21 protein-coding genes and 1 other RNA gene are annotated in these 19,508 nt (G+C 63.8%); 20 read left to right on the top strand and 2 right to left on the bottom strand.

All coding sequences use genetic code 11. The features are described 5' to 3' along the window. Both BGO16_RS04515 and tkt read right to left on the bottom strand, forming a co-directional pair. Positions 1–408, bottom strand: a 408-nt coding sequence (locus tag BGO16_RS04515) for a glyceraldehyde 3-phosphate dehydrogenase NAD-binding domain-containing protein (protein WP_292617400.1), incomplete at its 3' end; no start/stop codon positions are given. A 323-nt stretch (positions 409–731) separates the two neighbouring features. Continuing rightward, positions 732–2,717: a transketolase gene (tkt, locus tag BGO16_RS04510; protein WP_292617399.1), complete on the bottom strand. Its 1,986-nt coding sequence runs from the start codon at positions 2,715–2,717 to the stop codon at positions 732–734. Between the two features lie 282 nt (positions 2,718–2,999). Here tkt and BGO16_RS04505 point away from each other — a divergent pair, with 282 nt between their 5' ends. The 20 genes from BGO16_RS04505 to tolB all read left to right on the top strand — a co-directional run bounded on the left by BGO16_RS04505 (position 3,000) and on the right by tolB (position 19,207). Then, complete coding sequence (locus BGO16_RS04505) at positions 3,000–3,341, top strand: DUF4164 domain-containing protein (protein WP_292617398.1); 342 nt, start codon at positions 3,000–3,002, stop codon at positions 3,339–3,341. Then, positions 3,338–3,721, top strand: a complete 384-nt coding sequence (locus BGO16_RS04500) for a cell division protein ZapA (RefSeq protein ID WP_292617397.1) — start codon at positions 3,338–3,340, stop codon at positions 3,719–3,721. Before BGO16_RS04505 ends, BGO16_RS04500 begins: the two co-directional genes overlap by 4 nt. Before the next feature lie 107 nt (positions 3,722–3,828). After that, positions 3,829–3,988, top strand: a non-coding RNA gene (ssrS, locus tag BGO16_RS04495) — 6S RNA. Between the two features lie 108 nt (positions 3,989–4,096). Then, complete coding sequence (locus tag BGO16_RS04490) at positions 4,097–4,678, top strand: 5-formyltetrahydrofolate cyclo-ligase (protein ID WP_292617396.1); 582 nt, start codon at positions 4,097–4,099, stop codon at positions 4,676–4,678. A gap of 28 nt (positions 4,679–4,706) precedes the next feature. After that, positions 4,707–5,528: a TIGR00282 family metallophosphoesterase gene (locus BGO16_RS04485; RefSeq protein WP_292617395.1), complete on the top strand. Its 822-nt coding sequence runs from the start codon at positions 4,707–4,709 to the stop codon at positions 5,526–5,528. Between the two features lie 149 nt (positions 5,529–5,677). Further along, on the top strand, positions 5,678–6,424 hold the full coding sequence (locus tag BGO16_RS04480) for a YebC/PmpR family DNA-binding transcriptional regulator (RefSeq protein ID WP_292617401.1): 747 nt from the start codon (positions 5,678–5,680) through the stop codon (positions 6,422–6,424). Beyond that, entirely contained in the window at positions 6,421–6,891 is a 471-nt protein-coding gene (locus BGO16_RS04475) for an NUDIX domain-containing protein (RefSeq protein ID WP_292617394.1), read from the top strand. Before BGO16_RS04480 ends, BGO16_RS04475 begins: the two co-directional genes overlap by 4 nt. A 295-nt stretch (positions 6,892–7,186) precedes the next feature. Further along, complete coding sequence (gene mgtE / locus BGO16_RS04470; RefSeq protein WP_292617393.1) at positions 7,187–8,554, top strand: magnesium transporter; 1,368 nt, start codon at positions 7,187–7,189, stop codon at positions 8,552–8,554. A gap of 117 nt (positions 8,555–8,671) precedes the next feature. Then, positions 8,672–9,184: a crossover junction endodeoxyribonuclease RuvC gene (gene ruvC, locus BGO16_RS04465; RefSeq protein ID WP_292617392.1), complete on the top strand. Its 513-nt coding sequence runs from the start codon at positions 8,672–8,674 to the stop codon at positions 9,182–9,184. Beyond that, on the top strand, positions 9,184–9,801 hold the full coding sequence (gene ruvA / locus BGO16_RS04460) for a Holliday junction branch migration protein RuvA (protein WP_292617391.1): 618 nt from the start codon (positions 9,184–9,186) through the stop codon (positions 9,799–9,801). Before ruvC ends, ruvA begins: the two co-directional genes overlap by 1 nt. Next, the gene (ruvB, locus tag BGO16_RS04455) at positions 9,798–10,844 is read left to right on the top strand and encodes a Holliday junction branch migration DNA helicase RuvB (RefSeq protein ID WP_292617390.1); all 1,047 of its coding nucleotides are present in this window, start codon (positions 9,798–9,800) and stop codon (positions 10,842–10,844) included. Before ruvA ends, ruvB begins: the two co-directional genes overlap by 4 nt. Then, complete coding sequence (gene ybgC / locus BGO16_RS04450; RefSeq protein WP_292617389.1) at positions 10,841–11,317, top strand: tol-pal system-associated acyl-CoA thioesterase; 477 nt, start codon at positions 10,841–10,843, stop codon at positions 11,315–11,317. Before ruvB ends, ybgC begins: the two co-directional genes overlap by 4 nt. A 248-nt stretch (positions 11,318–11,565) precedes the next feature. Continuing rightward, the gene (locus tag BGO16_RS04445; RefSeq protein WP_292617388.1) at positions 11,566–12,051 is read left to right on the top strand and encodes a VOC family protein; all 486 of its coding nucleotides are present in this window, start codon (positions 11,566–11,568) and stop codon (positions 12,049–12,051) included. A 618-nt stretch (positions 12,052–12,669) separates the two neighbouring features. Continuing rightward, positions 12,670–13,338, top strand: a complete 669-nt coding sequence (locus BGO16_RS04440) for a glutathione S-transferase family protein (protein WP_292617387.1) — start codon at positions 12,670–12,672, stop codon at positions 13,336–13,338. Between the two features lie 144 nt (positions 13,339–13,482). Beyond that, positions 13,483–14,211 carry a TetR/AcrR family transcriptional regulator gene (locus tag BGO16_RS04435; protein WP_292617386.1) on the top strand — a complete coding sequence of 243 codons (729 nt, stop codon included), beginning with the start codon at positions 13,483–13,485 and terminating at the stop codon, positions 14,209–14,211. Positions 14,212–14,479: 268 nt separating this feature from the next. Beyond that, complete coding sequence (locus BGO16_RS04430) at positions 14,480–14,977, top strand: DUF2852 domain-containing protein (protein WP_292617385.1); 498 nt, start codon at positions 14,480–14,482, stop codon at positions 14,975–14,977. A gap of 508 nt (positions 14,978–15,485) precedes the next feature. Further along, the gene (tolQ, locus tag BGO16_RS04425) at positions 15,486–16,199 is read left to right on the top strand and encodes a protein TolQ (RefSeq protein WP_292617384.1); all 714 of its coding nucleotides are present in this window, start codon (positions 15,486–15,488) and stop codon (positions 16,197–16,199) included. 31 nt (positions 16,200–16,230) lie between these two features. Continuing rightward, complete coding sequence (tolR, locus tag BGO16_RS04420) at positions 16,231–16,686, top strand: protein TolR (protein ID WP_292617383.1); 456 nt, start codon at positions 16,231–16,233, stop codon at positions 16,684–16,686. 132 nt (positions 16,687–16,818) lie between these two features. Continuing rightward, positions 16,819–17,763, top strand: coding sequence for a protein TolA (locus tag BGO16_RS04415; RefSeq protein WP_292617382.1), 945 nt, complete (start codon positions 16,819–16,821; stop codon positions 17,761–17,763). A gap of 118 nt (positions 17,764–17,881) precedes the next feature. Further along, positions 17,882–19,207: a Tol-Pal system beta propeller repeat protein TolB gene (tolB, locus tag BGO16_RS04410; RefSeq protein ID WP_292617381.1), complete on the top strand. Its 1,326-nt coding sequence runs from the start codon at positions 17,882–17,884 to the stop codon at positions 19,205–19,207. Positions 19,208–19,508 lie beyond the last annotated feature (301 nt).

The raw sequence follows: 19,508 nt of genomic DNA, 5'->3' as shown, positions 1-19,508 counted from the left end.
GACGCCGTAGACCACGGTCATGTCGGCGTTCTCGGCCGGAGCCGACACCAGCACGCGCTTGGCGCCGGCCGTGAGGTGTGCGGCAGCCTTGTCGCGCGCGGTGAAGAAGCCGGTGCATTCCATCGCGATGTCGATGCCGAGCTCCTTCCAGGGCAGCTTGGCGGGATCGCGTTCGGCGGTCACCTTGATCCTGTTCTTGCCGATGACGATGCTGTCGCCTTCGACCTTCACCTCATAGGGGAAGCGGCCGTGCACGGAATCGAAGCGCAAGAGATGCGCGTTGGTTTCGACCGGGCCGAGATCGTTGATGGCGATGATCTCGAGATCGTCGCGTTGGGCCTCGTAGATGGCGCGCAAAACGTTGCGGCCGATGCGGCCAAAGCCGTTGATTGCGACCCGGACTGCCATTCTCTTTCTCCTTCAAATAGGGCATTGCCTCCGCGCAACCGCAAGTTTAGCTCCGCGCGCGAGCGTCGACGCCTGTGTCACCCGGTTCTGCCGGGCGGCGACCATTGGTGATATCCGGCGGCCCGGTTCTGGCATTCGCATCCCGCCCTGAGCGAGAGAATCCGCGAACGTCAAAATCAAAGAACCACCAGCAAAATAAGCTGTTAGCGGAAATCTGGATCTGACATTCGCATCTCGACCTGTGGGGGGCCGATCCGCTCATGTCAAATCCACATTCCGCGCGTTTTAGCTAGCGCCTTTTTGATTTTGAGGCAATCTCAACCTCAACGAAGGCGTTTCTCCGCAGCGCTCACCACGGCCTCGGCGGTGATGCCGAAATGTTTGTAGAGGTCCTTGGCGGGAGCGCTGTGACCGAAACTGTGCATGCCGACGAAGAGGCCGTCGGGCCCGATTACGGCGTCCCAGCCGAAGCGGACGGCCGCTTCCACAGCGATCTTGACCGGTGCCTTGCCGATAATGGCATGCCGGCGTTCCTCGGGCTGTTCGAGCAGCAGTTCCAGCGAGGGCACGGAGACCACCCGCGACGCGATGCCGCGCCCGGCGAGCTGCTGCTGCGCCGCGACGGCGATCTCGACTTCCGATCCGGAAGCGAAGATCGACACCTTCGCCTCGCCGTTGGCTGCGACCAGCTCATAGGCGCCATGCGCGCAGCGGTTGTCCGAATGCGCGGTCTTGCGCACCGGCGTGAGGTTCTGCCGCGACAGCGCCAGCACCGTCGGTCCTTTCGGCCGCTCAAGGGCAAGCTGCCAGCACTCGGCGGTCTCGACCGCATCGGCGGGACGGAACACGCGCATGTTCGGCATCGCGCGCAGGGATGCCAGATGCTCCACCGGCTGGTGGGTGGGGCCGTCCTCGCCGAGCCCGATCGAGTCGTGGGTCATGATGTAGATCACCGGGATATGCGCCAGCGCCGAAACGCGCATTGCCGGGCGGGCGTAGTCGGTGAAGCACATGAAGGTGCCGCCGGCGGGGGCGAATCCGCCATGCAGCGCAATGCCGTTCATGGCTGCGGACATGCCGAGTTCGCGGATGCCGTAATGGATGTAGCGGCCGTCGTCGTGACCCGGCTCGACCTCCTTCAATCCCTTGGGACGGGTGTTGTTGGACGGCGTGAGGTCCGCGGAGCCGAGCAGCAGCTCCGGTACCGCTGGCACCAGCACCTCAAGCGCCATTTCGCTGGCCTTGCGGGTGGCGACTGTCGGCGGCTCTGCGACCAGCTTGTCCTTGAGCTTGCCGATCACCTCGTCGAGGTTTTGCGGCGGCTTGCGGTCGATGGCGCGGCGGGTGAACTCGCTGCGCTCGGTCTCGGACTTGGCCGCAAATCTCGCGCGCCACTCCTTGTTGTACCGCTTGCCCCTGCGTCCCGCGCTGCGCCAGGCCTTGAGGATATCGTCGGGGATTTCGAACGGGCCGTAATTCCAGCCGAGCGCTTTCTTCGCGCCCGCGAGTTCTTCCGCCCCGAGCGCTTCGCCATGCGCCTTGGAGGTGCCGGCCCGCGTGGGCGCGCCAAAGCCGATGATGGTCTTGCAGGCGATCAGCGAGGGCTTGTCGGACTTCTGTGCCCGGCGGATCGCGGCTGTGATCGCCTTCTGATCGTGGCCGTCGATGCGCCTTGCGTCCCAGCCGCAGGCCTTGAAGCGCGCCACCTGATCGACGTCATCGGTCAGCGAGATCGGGCCGTCGATGGTGATGCCGTTGTCGTCGTAGAGGAAAATCAGCTTGTTGAGCTTGAGATGACCGGCCAGCGCGATCGCCTCGTGGCTGATGCCCTCCATCAGATCGCCGTCGGAACACAGCACATAGGTGTAGTGATCGACGACATCTCGGCCAAACTGGGCGGCCAGCAGGCGTTCCGCCAGCGCGAAACCGACCGAGGTGGCGACGCCCTGGCCGAGCGGGCCGGTGGTGGTCTCGACACCCTCGGTGATGAAGTTCTCCGGGTGCCCCGGCGTCTTGGAGTTGAGCTGCCGGAAATTCTTGATCTGGTCGAGCGTCATCTCCTTGTAGCCGGTCAGGTACAACAGCGCGTAGAGCAGCATCGAGCCGTGGCCGGCGGAGAGGATGAAGCGGTCGCGGTCCGGCCAGTGCGGGTCGGTGGCGTCGTATTTCAGGAACTTGGTGAACAGCACCGTGGCGATGTCGGCCGTGCCCATGGGGAGGCCGGGATGGCCCGATTTTGCTTTTTCTACGGCGTCCATCGCGAGCGCGCGGATTGCATTCGCCATACGGGAGGAATCGACGGTCGGCATGTGGGATATCCGGTCCAGACTAGATGAGAAGGGCTAAACGGTTCGCATTGGAATTCGATGCAGCCCGGCGGAGCCAGACTGGCGTGCCGGGGGCATAGCACCTGCGTCGGCGGAGTCCAAGTGCGGGAGGGCCTCCTCATGGGGAGAATGTTTTGCGGTGAATAGCTATGCTGCGGCGTTGCGCTGGCCTCGCCCGCCACGTAAATTTCAGCTTCTAAGGGCTTGCCGAGCCGTAGCTTTGTAATCCGGTCTACAACCGGCCGAAAGGCGTGCAGAGCGAACATGAACGACCGACCCGTCAACCGTTCCGCCAGTGCCGAGCCGTCCAATAATGGGACAGTCGACATCGACGCTGCGACCCGGCGGCTGACGGCCGCACTCGATGCGCTGGAAAGAGCGGTGGAGCGGCGGCGCGAGGCGGATCGCGACGAGGACGAACTGGCGAGCCGCATTCAGGCGCTCGGCGCGGACCGTTCGCGGCTCGCGGACGAGCTTGACGGCTCGCTGGTGCGCACGCGCAAGCTCGAACGCACCAATCGCGAAATCGCCGAAAAGCTCGACGCAGCGATCGGGACGATCAAGTCCGTGCTCGAAGCGGCGGGAGACACGGGAGAGACGTCGTGAGCCATGTCAACGTCACCATCAATGGCCGCCAGTATCGGATGGCTTGCGAGGACGGCCAGGAAGACCGGCTGCAGAAACTTGCGGGCGATCTGGAACGCCGCATCGGCGAGTTGCGCGGCAAGTTCGGCGAGATCGGCGACCAGCGGCTCGAAGTCATGGCGGCGCTGACGGCCTCCGACGAATTGTTGGATGCGCATCAGCGCATCCGCGCGCTGGAGGGCGAACTGAACGCATTGGGCGATGTGCGCGCCGCGGCTGCTGAGCGCGCGCGCGCCACGCAAACCGCGGTGGCTGCCGCGCTGAACATGGCGGCGCAGCGGATCGAGAAGACCACGCAGGTGCTGAACCGCACCGTCGGCGGCGGCATCGCCATCGGGTGAAGACCAGCGCCCGCATCGCGCCCGGGACATGCCGATGGATAATAGATACACGTCGTCACATGAGACGACGCTGGCATCCGCGTTCATTCCCGCCTACATTGAGCCTTGCGAGGCTGCGCCGCGCGTCAGGAGCCACTATCCCCGGGGCCTTATCGATCCTTAAGGGAACTGTCCCTGGCCGGGTCCGTGGATCCGGACATATGGTGCCCACCTACTTTCGTAGGGAACTCCGGGATCGAGCGCTCCAACGGCGATCGCGGCTTCGCACTTTCCCGATTCGAGCGTCTGCGCAGGCGGCAGGCATTCGTCATGTCGCGATTGGGAGTGCCGGATCATCCGCTTTCGCGGATGGTGACGGTGAACTAAACATTCGGCATGACGGTTTCCTCGGACATCCCATCCAAAAACGAATTGCGTGCCGCCGCGCTGGCTCGTCGCGATGCCTTGAGCGCGGAGCAGCGCACCAGCGCGGCGCGCGCCATCGCGACACTGATGCCGCCGCTCGACATCACGTCGTCCACGATCGCCGGCTACGCGCCGATCCGAAGCGAGATCGATCCGGCGCCGCTGATGCAGAGCATGGCCGCGCGGGGTGCTGCGCTGGCGATGCCGGCAATTGCGGCGCGCAACGCCGCGCTCGTCTTCCGCGCGTGGAAGCCGGGCGAGGCGCTGGTGCGGGGCGTGTTCGGAATTGCCGAGCCGCCCGCCACCGCGGCCGAGGTCGTCCCGGATATCGTGCTGGTGCCGCTCGCCGCATTCGATCGCGCGGGTCATCGCATCGGCTATGGCGCGGGCTATTATGACCGCACGCTTGCGCAATTGCGCGACAGCAGGCCGGTCATCGCCATAGGTCTCGCCTTCGCGGTGCAGGAAATCCCGCAGGTGCCCGCATTGTCCCACGACGTGAGGCTCGATTATGTGCTAACCGAAGCCGGGCTTTTCAGCTTTGGAAAGTAAGCCGCGTTGAAATCGGAACAGTAGAGCCGTGCGTATTCTTTTCATCGGCGACGTCGTCGGCAAGACCGGACGAACCGCCATCAGCGGACACCTGCCGGCGCTCATTGCCCGGTGGAAGCTCGATCTCGTCGTCGTCAACGGCGAGAATGCCGCCGGCGGCTTCGGCATCACCGAGGCGATCTACCAGGAATTTCTCGATGCCGGCGCGGATGCCGTCACGCTCGGCAACCACGCCTGGAATCAGAAAGAGGCGCTGGTGTTCATCGAGCGCGCGCCGCGGCTCATTCGCCCGCTGAACTTTCCGCGGCATACGCCGGGACGCGGCGCCGCGCTGATCGATACCAGGGACGGCCGCCGCGCGCTTGTCATCAACGCCATGGCGCGCGTCTTCATGGAGCCGCTCAACGACCCGTTTCGCGCTATCGATCGCGAGCTTGACGCCTGTCCGTTGCGTGAGGCGGCGGACGCGATCGTTGTCGATTTCCATGGCGAGGCGACCAGCGAGAAGCAAAGCATGGGTTTCTTCTGCGACGGTCGCGCCAGCCTCGTGGTCGGGACGCACACCCATGTGCCGACGGCGGATCATCGCATCCTTCCCAGCGGCACCGCCTATATGAGCGATGCCGGCATGACCGGCGATTATGACTCCGTGATCGGGATGCAAAGGGAGGAGCCGCTGCGCCGCTTCACCACGGGCATTCCGAGCGGCCGGTTCGAGCCGGCCGGCGGTGTCGCCACCTTGAGCGGCGTCGCGGTCGAGACCGATGACGCGACCGGGCTCGCGCTTCGAATCGCGCCGGTGCGGCTCGGCGGACGGCTGGAGCCGGCGGAGCCGTCGTTCTGGACCTGACGCGGCCGAACCGGGATCGATGGTACGGATGTTTTCGCGCCAGCCTTTGATTCCGGCCGGTCCCGGCTTATAACGCCGCACCGCTTCCACCTTTGCAGAGGGCGCCGGTGCCCCGCCGGCACCTGCCCGGATTCGAGAGAGACCTGCCGATGGCCGGACATTCCCAGTTCAAGAACATCATGCACCGCAAGGGCAGGCAGGATGCCCAGAAGTCGAAGCTGTTCAGCAAGCTCGCGCGCGAAATCACGGTGGCGGCCAAGCTCGGCACGCCCGACCCGACGATGAACGCGCGGCTGCGCGCGGCCGTGATCGCCGCGCGGGCGGAAAACATGCCCAAGGACAATATCGAGCGCGCCATCAAGAAGGCGAGCGGCAACGACGCGGAGACCTATGACGAACTGCGCTACGAGGGCTACGGTCCGGGAGGCGTCGCCGTGATCATGGAAGTCCTGACCGACAACCGCAACCGCGCGGCTTCCGACATCCGCTCCTACTTTACCAAGTCCGGCGGCAACCTGGGCGAAACCGGCTCGGTGTCGTTCATGTTCGACCGGCTCGGGGTGATCGAATACGACGCGGACAAGGCGTCCGCCGACGACATGCTGGAAGCCGCGATCGAGGCCGGCGCCGACGACGTGGCGTCAGGTGAGGGCGGCCACGAAATCTATGCCTCGCAGGACACCTTCCGCGACGTCGCCAGGGCGCTCGAAGGCCGGTTCGGCGAGGCGCGCAAGGTCGCCTTGATCTGGAAGCCGCAGAACACGATCGCCGTCGATGACAATACCGGCGAGAAGCTGCTCAAGCTCATCGATCTTCTCAACGAACACGACGACGTCCAGAACGTCTACGCCAATTTCGAGGTGTCGGACGCGCTGATGGCGAAGCTCGGCGGGTGAGCCCGATATCGCACAGCGATTTGCGCCGGCGTCCGGCCGCGCGGCTGCTGCTGCTCGACCCCGATCAGCGCTTATTGTTGTTTCGTTTCGCATATAAGGACAGCGCGCTGATCGACGGGACGTATTGGGCGACTCCGGGCGGAGCCGTGGACGAGGGCGAGACCTTCGAGCAGGCGGCGATCAGGGAGTTGTGGGAGGAGACCGGCCTGCGTGTCGCCAGCGTCGGACCGGAAATCGCGCAGCGCCGGTTCGTTCTCGAGCTCATCGGCGGCGAGCGTGTGCTGGCGGACGAGCGGTTCTTTCTGGTGAGAACCGGCTTTCATGTTGTTTCCAGCGGAGCGTGGACCGAGCTTGAACGCCAGGTGATGGTGGAACATCGCTGGTGGTCGCGCGCCGAACTCGCGAGCCCTGCCGAGCAGGTCTTCCCGGACGATATTATGGACATGCTGACGGCGGCGGCTCCTTGAGAGGCGCGCCTTGGCGCATGCGTCCCGTCTTCGCGCGGGTCGCATCGATTTTCGAACCTCGGTGATCGCGCGATTTTCCCTTGACGGCGTCCGGTTGAAGGATCATGTCAACAAAAGCGGGATGCTGCGGCCTCGGTCGCGCGCCCATCACTGGAACACCACTCATTATGCCAAGCGACAGTCCTGGTAACTTGCCAGGTACCTTGCCAGGTACCTCGCCGACAGCGGCGCCGGTCTGAGAGCTTGATGAGAGCTCACACGGCCTGCCGTTGCCGGCAGACCCTGAAGGTGAGCTATGACGGATACCCACACCGCCACGGACGGCGACCTTGATGTGTTCGCGCTGGCTTCGCGGCTGAGCGACGGCCATGTCGCGGACAACGTCGAAATTCTCAATCAGCTCGCACCGCAGGACGCGGCCGCGGTGCTGGTTCTGCTGCCGATCGATACCTCGGTCGAGATTCTCGACAAGCCGGAGCTGAATTTCGGCCCCGAGATCATCGAGGCGCTGCCGCGACGGACCGCGACCGTGCTGCTCGCCGGCATGTCGGCCGACATGGCCGCCGACATCGTGCAGCAACTCGAGGAGCCGGTCCGCACCGAGCTGATGCAGGGGCTGGACGCGGCGACGCGCACGACCATTGAGGGCCTGCTCGCCTATCCCGAGAATACCGCGGGCGCGATGATGACGACCGAGTTCGTCAGCGTGCCCGCGACCTGGACCGTGGAGCGCACCTTGCAGCACATCCGGCAGGTCGAGCGCACCCGCGAAACGGTCTACGCCATTTACGTGCTGGATGCCTTCACCCGCCGCCTGGTCGGCGCGGTATCGCTGCGGCGGCTGGTCGCCGGCGCGCCTCTGGCCAGGATCTCCGACCTGGCGCGCTCGCCGATCACGACCTCTCCGCTGACCGACCGCGAGGACGTGGCGCGGCTGATCACGCGGCACGATCTGCTGGCGGTTCCCGTCGTCGACAAGGCCGGGCATGTCCTCGGCATCGTCACGGTCGACGACATCATCGACGCCATCATCGAGGAAAATACCGAGGACGCGCAGAAGTTTGGCGGTATGGAAGCGACCGACGAGCCCTATCTGCAGATCGGACTCCCGAGCATGATCCGCAAGCGCGGCGGCTGGCTCTGCGTGTTGTTTCTCGGCGAGATGCTGACCGCGAGCGCCATGCAGCACTTCGAAGGCGAACTGGAAAAGGCCATCGTGCTGACGCTGTTCATCCCGCTGATCATGAGTTCCGGTGGTAACTCCGGATCGCAGGCGACTTCGCTCCTGATTCGCGCGCTGGCGCTGCGTGAGGTCAGGCTTGGCGACTGGTGGCGCGTGGCCTTGCGCGAACTGCCGACGGGACTGATCCTCGGTACGATCCTCGGCGTGATCGGACTGATCCGCGTCGTGGCGTGGCAGAAGCTCGGCATCTTCGATTACGGCGAGCATTGGGTGCTTGTCGCCATCACGGTCGCGGCCGCGCTGATCGGGGTGGTGACGTTCGGCTCGGTGGCGGGCTCGATGCTGCCGTTCATCCTGCAACGCGCGGGGTTCGATCCCGCCAGCGCCTCGGCGCCGTTCGTGGCCACGCTGGTCGACGTCACCGGCTTGATGATCTATTTCAGCGTCGCGCTGCTGATCCTGAGCGGGACGCTGTTGTAGACGATGCAGCGTCGAGTTGGCACGTGATACCGGATACTCCGCTTTCGCGGAGTATGACGGCTTCTTTGACCCTGTTACCAAAGCGGACGCGTGTGGCCGGTTACGCTAATATGAACCATGATCTCCTCCCCGATTCGCATTCTGGGCATCGACCCGGGCCTTCGCCGCACCGGCTGGGGTGTGCTCGACGTCGAGGGCAACCGGCTGATGTTCGTCGGCTGCGGCTCGGTGGAGACGCGCGAACAGATGGCGCTGGCGAGCCGGCTCCTGGCGATCCATGCGGGGCTCGGCCTGATCCTCGACCGGTTCCGTCCCGCGGAGGCTGCGATCGAACAGACCTTCGTCAACAAGGACGGCGTCGCGACGCTGAAGCTCGGGCAGGCGCGCGGCGTCGCCATGCTGGCGCCGGCGATGTTCGGTATCGGGGTTGCGGAATATGCGCCCAACCAGGTGAAGAAGACGGTGGTTGGCGCGGGGCATGCCGACAAGGCGCAGATCCAGGCGATGCTGAAGATCCTGCTGCCGAAGGCCGACCCGAAGAGCGCCGACGCCGCCGACGCGCTCGCCATCGCCATCACTCACGCGCATCACCGCGGCCATGCCTCGCTTCGGATGAAGGTGGTGGGGTAATGATCGGCAAACTGAAAGGCATCATCGACTCCTACGGCGAGGATTACGTCATCCTCGACGTCGGCGGCGTCGGCTATCAGGTGCATTGCGCGTCGCGCACGTTGCAGGCGCTGCCGTCGCCGGGTGAGGCGGCGGTGCTGTCGATCGAGACCTATGTGCGCGAGGACCAGATCAAGCTGTTCGGATTTCGCACCGATCACGAGCGCGAGTGGTTTCGCCTGTTGCAGACGGTGCAGGGCGTCGGTGCGCGGGTGGCGCTCGCGGTGCTCGGCACGCTGTCGCCGGCTGATCTCGCCAACGCGATCGCGCTTCGCGACAAGGCGGCGGTGGCGCGCACGCCCGGCGTCGGCCCGAAGGTCGCCGAACGCATCGTGACCGAGCTGAAGGACAAGGCGCCGTCCTTCGCCAGCGTCGATCCCGCCGTCGTGCAACTGGCGGGCGCTATCGACGAGCAGCGCGCGCCGGGTCCGGTGGCGGATGCGATCTCTGCGCTGGTCAATCTCGGTTACGGCCAGCCGCAGGCGGCGGCCGCGATCGCAGCCGCCTCGCGCAGCGCCGGCGAAACTGCGGAGACCGCGCAACTGATCCGGCTGGGCTTGAAGGAACTGGCAAGGTGACCAATCCCTCCCGCATCGTTACGCCCGAGCGCCGCGCCGACGACGTCGGCGATACCGCGCTACGCCCGCAGAAACTGTCCGAATTCGTCGGCCAGGCGCAGGCTAGAGCCAACCTGCAGATCTTCATCGATGCCGCCCGTAAACGAAAAGAGGCGCTCGATCATGTGTTGTTCGTGGGTCCGCCCGGTCTCGGCAAGACCACGCTGGCGCAGATCGTCGCGCGCGAACTCGGCGTCGGCTTCCGCGCCACCTCCGGTCCGGTGATCGCCAAGGCCGGCGATCTCGCGGCGCTCTTGACCAATCTCGAAGAGCGCGACGTGTTGTTCATCGACGAGATCCATCGTCTCTCGCCGGCGGTGGAGGAGGTGCTCTATCCGGCGATGGAAGACTTTCAACTCGATCTCATCATCGGCGAGGGGCCGGCGGCGCGCTCGGTCAAGATCGAGCTGGCGAAGTTCACGCTGGTCGGCGCCACCACGCGCGCGGGGCTATTGACCAATCCGCTGCGCGACCGCTTCGGGATTCCGGTGCGCCTGAATTTCTACACCATCGATGAGTTGGAGAAGATCGTCAGCCGCGGCGCGCGCGTGCTCGAAGTCGGCATGACGGCGGACGGCGCCAACGAGATCGCCCGCCGCGCCCGCGGCACTCCGCGCATCGCCGGTCGGCTGTTGCGCCGGGTGCGCGACTTCGCGTCCGCCGCCGATGCGTCCGCCATCGATCGCAGGATCGCCGATCATGCGCTCGGCGCGCTGGAAGTCGATGCCGCGGGGCTCGATGCAATGGATCGCCGCTATCTCACCACCATCGCGCTGAACTACGGCGGCGGGCCTGTGGGTGTGGAAACCATGGCGGCGGCGCTGTCGGAGCCGCGCGACGCCATCGAGGACATCATCGAGCCGTTTCTGATTCAATGCGGCTACCTGCAGCGGACCCCGCGCGGACGGCTGCTCACCTCGCACGCCTTCCGCCATCTCGGCCTCGCCGAACCCTCGCGCGATGCGGCGCAATTCGGGTTGTTTGGGCAGGACGAGGATCAATGAATGCTCTCCCCATGAATACGCCGCCGCAGACCGAACAGCTCGACGGACACATCCGCGACGGCCGCCATCACATGCAGATTCGCGTGTATTACGAGGACACCGATTTCACCGGCCTCGTCTATCACGCCAACTATCTGCGCTTCATGGAGCGCGGGCGCAGCAACTACCTGCGCCTGCTCGGCGCCGATCAGCGCGCGCTGTTCGACGAGGCCGAAAGCGAGGCGCCGGGTTTCGCCTTCGTGGTGCGCTCGATGCAGCTCGAATTTCTCAAGCCCGCGCATATGGATGAGGTGCTCGACATCGTGACGCGGCCGCTGGAGGTGCGCGGCGCCTCGATCACCTTGCATCAGGAGGTGAGGCGCGGCGACGTGCTGCTGCTGGATGCGAAGGTGAAGGTGGCGTTCGTCTCCGGCGGCCAGGCAAGGCCGATACCGAAGGCGCTGCGTTTGGCGATGAAGGCCGATCAAGTCTGATCACCGGCGATCACGTTCGCAAGATCGCGTCGTCCGCGCCCGCCGCACGCGAAGATCATGTCTCGATCGGAACCCGCCGTTTGCTGGCGAGTTGCCTAGAGCAGATGAATTCGGATCGGATCGATCCAAAATCCTGAAGGCGGATTCCGATATTTATTCCAGAGCGGATGCGGACGGAAAAACCCTGCACACTTTTCCTCCTCCCGCTTTCCCATGCATCAACCCGCACGCAATCATTGGAGCATGCCATGCCCAGAATTACTCCGTTTCTTTGGTTCGACTCGCAGGCCGAGGAAGCCGCGAAGTTCTACGTTTCGGTGTTCGACAATTCGAAGATCATTGAAACGACGTATTACGGCGAAGGCAGCTCGAAGCCGGCCGGGACCGTGCTGACCATAGAGTTCGAGCTGGACGGCACTCGCTTCCTGGCGTTGAACGGCGGCCCGCATTTCCAGTTCAGCGAAGCGACCTCGTTCAGCATCGATTGCAAGTCGCAGGACGAGATCGACTATTACTGGAACAAGCTCACCGCCGGCGGCGGCGGCCCGCTCAAGGGAGGCTGGCTCAAGGACAGGTTTGGCGTGTCCTGGCAGGTGGTGCCTGATATGATGCCGCGCCTGTTGCAGGATCCGGATCGCGCCAGGGCCGGCCGCGCCATAAAGGCGATGCTGAAGATGAAAAAGATCGTTATTGCCGATATCGAGGCGGCTGCGAACGGAACCGTTAACGCCTGAGCCGGCGCTGTCCGCATGCATGTCGGTCGGCCGAAAGAAACTGGCCACTACCTCACATAGAAGATGCAGGCGGCGATCACCAGCAGCGATGTCACCGCCATGGCATGTGCGAACAGGTGCGCGAGCGCGCCGGAAACCGTCCGCCTTGTTGCATCGGTCATGATGTCCTCGCCATTTGCTTTGGTCAGCGATGCTGACCAGGGTGGTTTGGGCACGACTCATCGTGGCGCGAATTGCGCGAGTCAAAATCGGAATCGATGTACGCGGAACGCCCCTTGGAATTGCTGCGGCCGCATTTGTCCCCACGGCCGAAGCAATGACGCAAGCGTGATCAAGCAATGCGGCAGGAATTTGTTTGCGGTGAAACGCGCGCGACGCGCTTTTGTCTGGCGGCGCGTGATGGTGTCTGCTGCCCGCAATCGTCTCATCATGCGCGGTGCTGTCCGCGCTCGCTCCTGATGGGCTCTCGTCTTTCCTTCTGATTACATGGGATGCTTACATAGGGGCATCCACGCGGCTGAAGATGTCTTCGCTCGCCAGGCTTCAGCCGGTCTGGCAAATATCCGACAAGATCGATACACGCATGGGCGCCGCCGCCGCTGCATCAAGGAGACCATGATGTCGTTGACGCTCTATCTCCATCCGCTGTCGTCCTATTGCCATAAGGTGCTGATCGGGCTCCATGAGAACACGACGCCGTTTACGGCGGCGTCGGTCGACCTCGGCGATCCGGACGAGCGCGCCATGCTGCTGAAGTTGTGGGGCATCGGCAAGTTTCCCGTGTTGCAGGATGAAGCGCGCGGCAACGTGGTCCCGGAATCCAGCATCATCATCGAATATCTTGATCGGTATTATCCGGGCGCAACGCGGTTCGTGCCGGAGGATTTCGATGTCGCGCGCGAGGTGCGGCTGAAAGATCGTTTCTATGACCTGCACATCCATAACCACATGCAGAAGGTGGTTGGCGACCGGCTGCGGCCCGCGGGCAGCAAGGACCCGCAGGGCGTGGAGGATGCAAAGACCCGGATGCGCGTCGCCTACGATATCGCCGAGCGCGAGATGGCGTCCCGCCGCTGGGCCGCCGGAGACGATTTCTCCATGGCGGATTGCGCGGCCGCGCCGGCGCTGTTCTATGCCGCCAAGGTGCTGCCGTATGCGGACAGCCATCCCCATCTTGCCTCCTACCTGGAGCGGCTCAAGGCGCGGCCATCCTATGCCCGCGTGTTGAGGGACGCCGAGCCGTACTTCCATATGTTTCCGAAGAGCGACCAAGCAGAGGGCGCCTGAGAGGCCGGCTTGCGCGCTGAAAGGCAGCTTGTGCGCCGAAAAAATTTTTGCGGGCCGGGCCGGGCGGAAGACCGGTCGGTCGCCGGGGGATGAGCCGAACGAAACCAGTGACGTCTCTCTGCGCCTCATGTAAACACTATTCACATGAGCTGGCGCAAGGACCATCGCCGCCCCGAGCGCGGCTATCATCACGGCAATCTGAAGGAAGCGCTGCTGCAGGCGGCGCTCGGCCTGATCGCGGAGAAGGGACCGGCGGGTTTCACTTTCGCCGATGCTGCGCGGTCGGCCGGAGTCAGCCCGGCGGCTCCCTACCGGCATTTCCGCGATCGCGACGAATTGCTGGCGAGCATCGCGCAGCGCGGCTTCGAGCAGTTCGAGGCGGTGTTGACGAAAGCCTGGGATGACGGCCGCCCCGACACCGTCAGCGCGTTCGAGCGCGTCGGCCGCGCCTATCTCGCCTTCGCCCGCAACGAGCCTGCCTATTATTCGGCGATGTTCGAATCCGGCGTGCCGGTCGATGTCAATCCGATGCTGTCGGCCGCGAGCGAGCGCGCCTTCGCCATCATTCGCGCAGCGGCGGAACGGCTCGCCGCGCTGACGCCGCCGGGCGTCGCCCGGCCGCCGGCGCTGATGATGGCGCTGCACATCTGGTCGATGTCGCACGGCATCGCCTCCTTGTTCGGCCGCGGCGATGCGGCGCGACGCAAGCTGCCGATGTCCGCCGAAGACCTGCTTGAAGCCGGCGTGCTGATTTATCTGCGCGGGCTTGGCTTTCCGGCCGACCGTAAGCCGTCGGACGAGGCGGCGCGACCTGAACCGCCGTCAGAACCTGTGCCGCCTCGGGGACCGTGGGGTCACAAATCCGCGACCTGACCGGGCGAGCGCCTCTCTTTGGACCCGCCGTCTGATCCGTCGCCGCACGCATGATCGCGGTCAATATCTTGTGGCGGATCGCCTTTTTGACCCGGGACGGCTTGGAGACTGGCCGGCGGCCAATGTGACGAGTCGTCACAATCGGGAACCGCGCGCCCATTAACACCACTATTTGCTGACCATTCCACGCTTGACAAAATCCCTTAATGATCTACCTATGTAAATGTTATTTACATTCACGCGACATGATGCCGTTCAGGAGAAGGCCATGGCTCAAACCACTGACTACGACCGCTGGAACGGCCCCAACCAGATGCAGGGCCAAGGTTGCTACCCCTATTCCCGCTTCATGAACGCGCCGTGGCATCCGCTTCGGATCGTCCTGATCGTGCTGGGTTTCATGGTGTGGTGGCCGATCGGTCTCGCGATTCTCTTCTTCACACTCGGGAGCAGAAAAATGGGTTGCTGGAGCAACGATCGTTTCGAGAACAAGATGCAGCGGATGCAATCCAAGATGGACCGGATGCGCGATCACATGGAGCGCAGGGGTTTCGGCTTCCCCGGCTTCGGTGCGCCCTCCAGCGGCAACCGTGCCTTTGATGAGTATCGCATGGAGACGCTGCGGCGGCTCGAGGAAGAGCAAAAGGAATTCAAGGATTTCCTCGAGCGGCTGCGCCACGCCAAGGACAAGGAAGAGTTCGATGCGTTCATGGCGCAGCATCGCACCCGTCCGACGCCGCCAAACGATCAGGCTCAAGGTCAGTAAACGAGACCAGCCGATCAGTCCGTCACGACGCCGAAATCACCGTCCGCCTGTTCCGTAGGCGGGCGGTTTTTTCTGCTGTCATTTTGCATTGAAGTCCTCCAAAGGATTTTCGATGCCGCACCGGATCAGCGAACGCCGACCAGTTCGAGCCGGTGATGTACGAGAACCGGCCGGCGGGGTTCGACCGCCAGTCCCCGTCGATCCGTCTTGCCGCCGTCGCTCGCGCGCAAGTGACGGAGGAGGAGCCGTTTTTCGCGGCCCTGGTTCCTTCCTGGTAACCCGATTTTAACCAAGATTAGCGTCTGGTTACGAGCGTGCAGACGCGCCGATAGCCCTCGTTTTGACACGTTGGCAGGGGAAGCAGGGTTCTGGCTTTGGACCAGCCTCCCATGTGACCCAACCAGCTTTCCGCGTTGGCGCTTACGCCGCGCGCTTCGCGGCTGTGAAACCGGCGGCGGAGGTCGCCCCGGGGTCGATAGGGATATCTTGCGTTGAGAGGATACCGCTTATGAACCCGGCCGACGTGGCCCAGTCAGCCTTGCCCATCGCCTCAGCCGACGTGTCGCTGATAACGCTTTTTTTCCATGCTCACTGGATCGTGAAGGCGGTGATGCTCGGCCTTCTCGGCTGTTCGGTGTGGGTGTGGGCGATCGCGATTGACAAGATGTTTCTCTACGCCCGCACCAAGCGCGCGATGGATCGTTTCGAGCAGGCGTTCTGGTCGGGAGAGTCGATCGAGGATCTGTACCGGGCGCTGTCGGCCAAGCCGACGCAGTCGATGGCCGCCTGCTTTGTGGCGGCGATGCGCGAGTGGAAACGGTCTTTTGAAAGTCAGGCGCGCTCGTTCGCCGGACTTCAGATGCGGATCGAGAAGGTCATGAACGTCTCGATTGCGCGCGAGATCGAGCGGCTGGAACGGCGGTTGCTGGTGTTGGCGACAGTCGGCTCGGCGGGCCCCTTCGTCGGCCTGTTCGGCACTGTGTGGGGCATCATGTCGAGCTTCCAGTCGATCGCCGCGTCGAAGAACACCTCGCTTGCGGTGGTGGCGCCGGGCATCGCCGAAGCGCTGTTCGCAACGGCAATCGGCCTTATCGCCGCCATTCCCGCGACTATTTTCTACAACAAGTTTACGGCGGAAGTGAATCGTCAGGCCCAGCGGCTCGAGGGTTTCGCCGACGAGTTTTCCGCGATCCTGTCCCGTCAGATCGACGAGCGGACCTGAGGTCGCAGGGCATGAGAACGGACGGTCGATCATGGCGATGAATCCGGCGGCAGCTTCCTCGGGCGGCGGCGGACGGCGCGGGCGGCGGCGCTCGCAGCCGATGGCCGAGATCAACGTCACGCCGATGGTCGACGTCATGCTGGTGCTGTTGATCATCTTCATGGTGTCGGCGCCGCTTCTGACCGTGGGCGTGCCGCTCGATCTGCCGCAGACCCAGGCCAAGAGCCTCGAGCAGGACAAGACGCCGCTGCAACTGTCGGTCGACGTCCAGGGGCGAATCTTCATCAACGACACCGAAGTCACGATGGAGGAATTGGTCCCGAAATTGACGGCGATCACCGATGCACGCGGCGGTCTCGACGAGCGTATATTCATGCGCGCCGACAAGAAGGCGGATTACGGGACGGTGGCGCGGGTGATGGGCAAGCTGTCGGGCGCCGGCTTCAAGCGGCTGGCGCTGGTTACCGAAGTGGAGCAGGGATCTTAAAGCGTTTTCGAGCGAAGTGGGTACCGGTTCGCGTGAAGAAAACGCGTCAAATCAAACTCATGGAGCCCCGCCTCTGATCTATCGGAAGCAGAAAGGCTCTAGTATGCACGCTGGGATCGTCGGGGTACTAGGTTGAAGGTCAGGATCGACAAGACACTGGCAGCGTCGATTGCCCTGCACGTCCTCGTGATCGGGTGGGGGCTGGTGTCGTTTTCGTCGAAGGCTTTCGAATCGGTGCCGGAGGAGTCGCTGCCGGTCGATATCATCTCGGCCGATCAACTCGCGCATGTGACAGCGGGCATGAAGACCGGCAAGAAGGAAAACCCGAAGCCGCTGGTCGAGAAGGTCGCCGATCCCACGCCGCCGCCGGAGGACACCGTCGGCAAGATCGACGACAAGAAGCCGCCGGTCGTGACCGAAACCGCGCCGCCGCCGGTGCCGAAGCCCGTGGAGAGGCCGGTCGAGAAGAAGCCCGATCCGCCCAAGCCCGTGGTCGAGAACAAGCCGAAGGAAGAGCCGAAGCCGATCGAGAAAAAACCCGATCCGCCTAAAGTCGATCCAATTGCCGAAGCGCTGAAGAAGGAAGAAGCGAAGAAGCCCAAGCCCAAGCAGCAGGCCAAGGCCGCGCCACCCAAGCCTGAAAAGCAGAAGGCCGAGCGGGTATTCGACCAGTCCAAGATCGCGGCGCTGCTCGACAAGCGAGACCCGACGCGGCATGCGGTCACTGGCGACACGCTGAATTCGAACGCCGCGCTAGGCCTGGCGCATGGCAAGTCGGCCGATAATTCGGCGACATGGGGCGCGATGTTCAAGTCGCAGGTCGAACGTTGCTGGAAGAAACCCTATGGCGGCCTCGAAGCGCAGATGACAGAAGCGATATTCAGCATCAGGCTGAAGCACGACGGCACGCTGGAGACGACGCCGACCGCGATCAGCAATCCGTCGACGCCGTATTTCCGCGTCTATCAGGAGAGCGCGCTGCGCGCGATCATCGAATGCCAGCCGTACAATCTGCCGGCGCAATTTTTCGACGAGTGGAAATTCTTCGAACCCGTATTCACCGAACGAAGGTCGTAAAGCGCCGCGGCGATGAACCTGGCCGAGATGGAAGAAGCCCGCACCGATGACTGAAAGACATGGACCTAAAAGATTTGGAACTGGAAGATTTGAAACTGAAAGATCTGGATTGCCGAGAATGCCCCTTCGCCTGAACCGCCGACAGATGATCTCCGCGATGGCCTCGGCCGGCATGTTGCTGGGCGGCCGCCAGGCCTTCGGGCAGGCGCGGGTGCAGATCGATCAGGGCAACGTCGCGCCGCTCCCGATCGCCATTCCGAATTTCGTCGCCGGTTCGCCATCCGATGGCGAGGTCGGCGCCGGCGTTGCCAAGGTCATCACCAACAACCTCAAGCGCAGCGGCTTGTTCGCGCCGATCGATCAGGCCGCCTATATCGAGAAGATCACCAATATCGACGTGCCGCCGCAGTTCGCCAACTGGAAGACCATCAATGCGCAGGCGCTGGTGACCGGGCGCATGACGCGTCAGGGCGACGGGCGGCTCAAGGCTGAATTTCGCCTGTGGGACGTCGCGACCGGCCAGCAACTCGCCGGCCAGCAATATTTCACGTCGGCCGAATACTGGCGGCGGATCGCGCACATCATCTCGGATCAGATTTACGAGCGCCTGACCGGCGAGAAGGGTTATTTCGACAGCCGGGTAGTGTTCGTCGACGAGAGCGGGCCGTCGCAGCGCCGCGTCAAGCGTCTGGCCCTGATGGATCAGGACGGCGCCAACGTGCGCTACCTTACGCGCGGCGCCGACCTTGTGATCACGCCGCGCTTCTCGCCGTCGACCCAGGAAATCACCTATATGGAGTTCGGGCAGGGCGATCCGCGGGTTTATCTGTTCAACATCGAAACCGGGCAGCGCGAGATCGTCGGCAACTTTCCTGGCATGTCGTTCTCGCCGCGTTTCTCGCCCGACGGTCAGCGCATCATCATGAGCCTGCAGCAGGGTGGCAACTCGAACCTGTTCGTGATGGATTTGCGGTCGAAATCGATGACGCGGCTCACGGACACGCCGGCGATCGACACCTCGCCGTCCTATTCGCCCGACGGCGGGCGCATCAGTTTCGAGTCGGATCGCGGCGGCAAGCCGCAAATCTACGTCATGGCGGCGACGGGTGGCGCGGCGCAGCGCATCTCCTTCGGCGAAGGCTCCTATTCGACGCCGGTCTGGTCGCCGCGCGGCGATTACATCGCCTTCACGAAACAGGGCGGCGGCCAGTTCGCCATCGGCATCATCAAGCCGGATGGCTCGGGCGAACGAATCCTGACCTCGGGATTTCACAACGAGGGACCGACCTTTGCGCCGAACGGCCGGGTGCTGATGTTCTTCCGCGACCCCGGCGGCAACAGCGGACCGTCGCTTTATACGATCGATGTCTCCGGCCGCAACGAGTTGAAAGTTCCTACCCCCGGTTTCGCCTCCGATCCGGCATGGTCGCCCCTGCTCTCATAGTCCGGATCGGGACCGGCCGCGGTCGCGTGCCGGTCCCCGAGCGAGGGAACGTGCCTGATGACGCAGGTTTGCCTGCCTGATCCTTCGGTAACATTCGGCGCAAGGCTTTGGGACACGGATGATACGACTGTTAAGCCGGCTTGTCAGGGTTGGATACAGCTTCGTTGATCAACACCTGGCCTTAACCCTTCTGAGTGAGTGCGGCCTTGTCCGAAAATGGTTCCCCACCTTTCGGATCATGCTCTAGGGTCGAGACTCAATTGATCCACCAAGTCAGGGTAGCGGCCAAGAGGATTGTAGA

Origin of the sequence: Nitrobacter sp. 62-23, from assembly GCF_001897285.1 — a bacterium.
GTDB lineage: Bacteria > Pseudomonadota > Alphaproteobacteria > Rhizobiales > Xanthobacteraceae > Nitrobacter.
The sequence above is the reverse complement of the archived record's forward strand: the minus strand, read 5'-3'. Positions and strand labels throughout refer to the sequence as shown.

Excerpts from the sequence above, each read along its gene's own strand:
- tkt (WP_292617399.1), bottom strand. The coding sequence starts at position 2,717 with ATGCCGACCGTCGATTCCTCCCGTATGGCGAATGCAATCCGCGCGCTC.
- BGO16_RS04505 (WP_292617398.1), top strand. The coding sequence starts at position 3,000 with ATGAACGACCGACCCGTCAACCGTTCCGCCAGTGCCGAGCCGTCCAAT.
- BGO16_RS04490 (WP_292617396.1), top strand. The coding sequence starts at position 4,097 with ATGACGGTTTCCTCGGACATCCCATCCAAAAACGAATTGCGTGCCGCC.
- BGO16_RS04480 (WP_292617401.1), top strand. The coding sequence starts at position 5,678 with ATGGCCGGACATTCCCAGTTCAAGAACATCATGCACCGCAAGGGCAGG.
- mgtE (WP_292617393.1), top strand. The coding sequence starts at position 7,187 with ATGACGGATACCCACACCGCCACGGACGGCGACCTTGATGTGTTCGCG.
- ruvC (WP_292617392.1), top strand. The coding sequence starts at position 8,672 with ATGATCTCCTCCCCGATTCGCATTCTGGGCATCGACCCGGGCCTTCGC.
- ruvA (WP_292617391.1), top strand. The coding sequence starts at position 9,184 with ATGATCGGCAAACTGAAAGGCATCATCGACTCCTACGGCGAGGATTAC.
- ybgC (WP_292617389.1), top strand. The coding sequence starts at position 10,841 with ATGAATGCTCTCCCCATGAATACGCCGCCGCAGACCGAACAGCTCGAC.
- BGO16_RS04445 (WP_292617388.1), top strand. The coding sequence starts at position 11,566 with ATGCCCAGAATTACTCCGTTTCTTTGGTTCGACTCGCAGGCCGAGGAA.
- BGO16_RS04440 (WP_292617387.1), top strand. The coding sequence starts at position 12,670 with ATGTCGTTGACGCTCTATCTCCATCCGCTGTCGTCCTATTGCCATAAG.
- BGO16_RS04435 (WP_292617386.1), top strand. The coding sequence starts at position 13,483 with ATGAGCTGGCGCAAGGACCATCGCCGCCCCGAGCGCGGCTATCATCAC.
- BGO16_RS04430 (WP_292617385.1), top strand. The coding sequence starts at position 14,480 with ATGGCTCAAACCACTGACTACGACCGCTGGAACGGCCCCAACCAGATG.
- tolQ (WP_292617384.1), top strand. The coding sequence starts at position 15,486 with ATGAACCCGGCCGACGTGGCCCAGTCAGCCTTGCCCATCGCCTCAGCC.
- tolR (WP_292617383.1), top strand. The coding sequence starts at position 16,231 with ATGGCGATGAATCCGGCGGCAGCTTCCTCGGGCGGCGGCGGACGGCGC.
- tolB (WP_292617381.1), top strand. The coding sequence starts at position 17,882 with ATGCCCCTTCGCCTGAACCGCCGACAGATGATCTCCGCGATGGCCTCG.